At 43.4% G+C, this 3842-nt stretch carries 4 protein-coding genes; 2 read left to right on the top strand and 2 right to left on the bottom strand.

What is annotated here, in order from left to right:
* Positions 1-225: 225 nt before the first annotated feature.
* Together Q0198_RS04085 and Q0198_RS04080 are read right to left on the bottom strand one after the other, a co-directional pair.
* Positions 226-954 (bottom strand): LexA family transcriptional regulator, encoded by a 729-nt coding sequence (locus Q0198_RS04085; RefSeq protein ID WP_297895311.1) that lies wholly within the window; start codon positions 952-954, stop codon positions 226-228.
* Positions 955-1218: 264 nt separating this feature from the next.
* A complete protein-coding gene (locus Q0198_RS04080; RefSeq protein WP_297895308.1) occupies positions 1219-1395 on the bottom strand; it encodes a hypothetical protein in 177 nt (58 codons plus the stop codon).
* Positions 1396-1500: 105 nt separating this feature from the next.
* Here Q0198_RS04080 and Q0198_RS04075 point away from each other — a divergent pair, with 105 nt between their 5' ends.
* Entirely contained in the window at positions 1501-1671 is a 171-nt protein-coding gene (locus Q0198_RS04075; protein WP_297895305.1) for a hypothetical protein, read from the top strand.
* Positions 1671-3842, top strand: a 2172-nt coding sequence (locus Q0198_RS04070; protein ID WP_297895302.1) for a transposase family protein, incomplete at its 3' end; no start/stop codon positions are given. The genes Q0198_RS04075 and Q0198_RS04070, both read left to right, overlap by 1 nt.

The raw sequence follows: 3842 nt of genomic DNA, 5'->3' as shown, positions 1-3842 counted from the left end.
AAATTTTATCGAGATCTTCGTAGGATCAGCAAATTTACCCTACTGTAAAGTTTTGTCAGAAGTCAAAGTGAGAAAAAATTTAAGATAGTCGCCTAAGGATAGGGACTGAGAGCAAATTTATTCAAAATCAAAGTGGCAAAATTTGATTTATATTTTTTGACAAAAATCTTACAAAATTTTACACCGCCTTTAACACCCGTTTAAATGGGTATTAAAGGCGCAACCTCATATCACGCAGCGTAGGACCTTGCCGACGATATATACTTGCAAATCGCTATCCGGTCCTATCTCGTAGCTATCGTATTCTTTATTGACGCTTTTGATGTGCAGTACGCCGTCGGGGCTTTTTTGTAGCAGCTTTACCATAAAATGGTCGCAGTAGTTGACGATATATAGCCCATCACCTTCAAATTTTGCCGTGACGTCTGCGATCACCCAGCTATCCGGATAAAGCATCGGCACCATAGAGTAGCCCTCTACCGGCATACAGCGAATCCTACTCGTATTTTTAGGGCATACCTTAAAAAGCATCCGAGAAAAAGGCACCAATACATCGGTGTCGTAGATCTCTATGCCGTTTATATCGACGCTTTCGCCGGCACCTACGGATGAGCTAAGCTTGCGGATAAAAATTTGATCCGTCTCGGTTTCTTTAAGCTTTGAAGTATTGGGGGACAGATTGACGGACAAAATTTGCGATTGGTCGACACATTGGTCGACAAAACCTTTGTTTTTGGTCGACACATTGGTCGACAAATTTTTGGTATAAAAATTATTTGGATTTAAATTAAAAGCAGAGGCTATTTTTATTAGATTTTCTATTGTAATATTTTTGGTTTTTCCGATCTCATAACCTTTGATACTATCGATAGATACACCAGAAAATTTAGCCAAATCGCTTTGCGTCCAGCCTTTCTGCGCTCTTAACTCTTTTAGCCTTTGCGATAATTCCATAGCATTACACCTTTTTTCCTTGACAAGCGTAATAAATTACGCTATAATTCAAAATATACTTAGAAAAGATAATACCTATAAAAAGGTTAAGATTTTCTAAAAGTTCTTTGAAATTTTATTGTTAAGCGGATAAATCTATTTTAAAGGATACTTGCATGCAAGAAGCACCGGATGTAAGTGAGATACTAGAGATCGTAAAGGTCATAGTTAAGCTCATAGATGAATACACCAAAGATGGCGAAATAAGCGACCAAGCGAGAATAATTAAGCTTTTGAAGGCTTATTATTGTCTTGATGTTTAGGAGAGTCTAACAACTCTCCGACTTTTTTATAAAGATTAACGACGGGTTCTATTGCGTTGTCAACATAACCTGCGATTTCCATTTTCTTAACGTTTAATATAATCTTGGTAAGTTCAAGTTGAATTTCTTCTTTAGTCATTTGTAAGTCCTTTGAATTAAATTTTGCTTGGTCGCGAAATAATAATATCAAAGGGCTTACAAATATCCGCTTAACAATAAGATTTTATAGTAAAAAGGAGCAAATATGCCAGGATATAGAGTAAAACCGGTCTCAAAGGCCGTGAAGCAAAAGCTAAAGTATGATCTAAAAGACTACTGTGCGATGCGAGGACTAAGCTTAAGCAGCTTTTACAAGGGCTATATAAGCCAAAAAGCTAAAAAGATACTAGAAAAAGACGGCATAAAGGTAGCCTAATGTGGGTAAATTCCAAACGTGCGGCTGAAATTTTGGGCGTAAATAATAAGAGCTTAATACAAGCCATTTATCGCGCCGAAAAATCAGCAAAAAAATTTTGCTCAATTAAGTGTAATATATTACATTTTACCCGCACTGACGGCAACCGCGGCGGCGCATCCGGCAAAACCCTTCAAATTTGGCTTGACGACGATCTAATAAACGATAAAAACGGCGAAATTTTGCAACAAGACGCCCTTGTAGCCGCCAAGGATGCGGAGCAAACAGGCGTAAGCGCTCCGGGCGCGCGAGAGCTTTCCGCGAAGGCGGAGCAAGGCGTAGAGTGCGGCGGAGCAAATTTAAACGGCGCGGCTGCGGCAGATCCGTCCGCAGGTAGCAATGCGTTAAGCTCAAGCACCGAGCCGAGCTCGGGCGGCGCGAGGCGAGATTTAAACGGCGCAGAGCAAAGCTCAAGCGATCCGAGCAGCGCGACAAGCCTCCCTGCTATCGCCGTTTGCTCGGATAAAAAACGCAAGGCCGCTTTTGAGAAATACGACGTAATCAAGGCTTGGGAAGATGCAAAAGGCAAGATAAGTGAGGCTGCTTTTCTGGAGTATATCAACGCGAAAAAGATATGCTGCGTAAAGGTAACCGCAAATAAGCTCTACGACTGGCAGCGTAAATTTAAAAGAGGCGGGCTGGATGCGCTAGTGGACGAGCGGGATAATAATAAGACCCTAAAGCTTGACGCGCTAGGTCTTGCGCCGCTTTGCGTAGAGCTGATACTCGCATGCAGCGGTATGGGCAAGGTAGATATAACAAACATCTACAAGGCGCTAAATTACCACGCGGTAAAAAATTCTCTCATAAACTTCGAGGATTTTCAAGGCAAAAAAGACGAGGTCGTAAGCTATGAGGTCGTAAATCGCTTCGTAAATAACTACCTAAACAAAAATAAGCTGGTAAAAAACATCATCCTTTACGGCGAGGATGGAGCGGTCGGTCGCGGCTTGCCGGCTCTTGGTATCAGCAACTACGCCGCAAGCACGATAAACGAAGTCGTGGAGATAGACGGCAGCCCGCTTGATTTAATCTGCAACGCTAGCGAGCTTTGCGAGATGATCGGCTGGCAAAACGTCAGCACCATCTTTAAAGACAAAGACGAATTTCAAAACTATGTAAAAGAGTGGCAAAAGCGCTACACCATCATCGCTCTAATCGATACGTATAGCGGAGTAGCGACTTTTCACATCAGCGATAGTGAAAATTCTCTCTCTATCGCTAGAGCCGTCGCCAAATATATCGTGCGCTACGGCAAGCCAAAGGTAATCAAGGGCGATAACGGCAAAGCTTTTAAAAGCGAGTATATGCGCGAAGTCTTGGGCGCGCTTGAGATCGAGTATAAAGCCGTGCGTGCTTATAGCGGCTGGCTAAAGCCATACGTAGAACGAAATTTTAGAGCTTTGCAACATAGCTTCAGCGCAAATTTGGCGGGCTTCATCGGACACAATATCTCGCAGCGCCAAGCCATAGAGTTTTTTCGCTCTAAAAAAGAGCGCCGATTAAAAAGAGGCTACAAGACGAATCTAACGATGCTAAAAAACCTAAGCGAGGTGCAAGAGCTAATGGATATGTATGCGGAAAAATTTCTAAACACCCGCTACCTTGAGCGCCTTGATACTACCTGCGCAGCTGCGTATAGCACAAAGATAAACGACGCCGAGCATATGGACGCTCTAAGCATCAGCGCGCGTCTTGGCGGACGAGAGCTAAAACACGTGCATAAAAAGGGCATCAGCCTAGATGGTGTGAGGTTTTACAGCGTGGAGATGTATGGGCTTGAGCGCGTATGGGTCAGCAAAAACGTCAATAATATAAATGAGTGCTTTTTGTGGAGCGAGGATAACAAATTTATCGGCGTTGCCTCTACGCTTGATTTGGATGAGGGAGTAAGTGCCGAGGAGGCTAAAAGTGCGCAAAAGCTATTTAATAGGCGCCTAAAGGAGACCAAAAAGCAGATGGACGCTGCATCGATCGCACACCGAGCGGATTTTGAGCAGATAGTGCGCATAGTAGAAGCAAAGCCCGCCGCGATGCCTAAGCCGCAAGCGGCAAATAACGAAAGCAGGCTAATAGATGCTGCGCTAAAGGGGGCTAAAAGCTTGAACTCTAACGCAGCTTTGAGCGATGAA

This window comes from uncultured Campylobacter sp., assembly GCF_938045205.1.
Taxonomy (GTDB): Bacteria; Campylobacterota; Campylobacteria; order Campylobacterales; family Campylobacteraceae; genus Campylobacter_B.
This window is presented reverse-complemented; position numbering and strand designations above follow the sequence as displayed.

Coding starts and splice junctions, on each gene's coding strand:
- Q0198_RS04085 (WP_297895311.1), bottom strand. CDS start 954: ATGGAATTATCGCAAAGGCTAAAAGAGTTAAGAGCGCAGAAAGGCTGG.
- Q0198_RS04080 (WP_297895308.1), bottom strand. CDS start 1,395: ATGACTAAAGAAGAAATTCAACTTGAACTTACCAAGATTATATTAAAC.
- Q0198_RS04075 (WP_297895305.1), top strand. CDS start 1,501: ATGCCAGGATATAGAGTAAAACCGGTCTCAAAGGCCGTGAAGCAAAAG.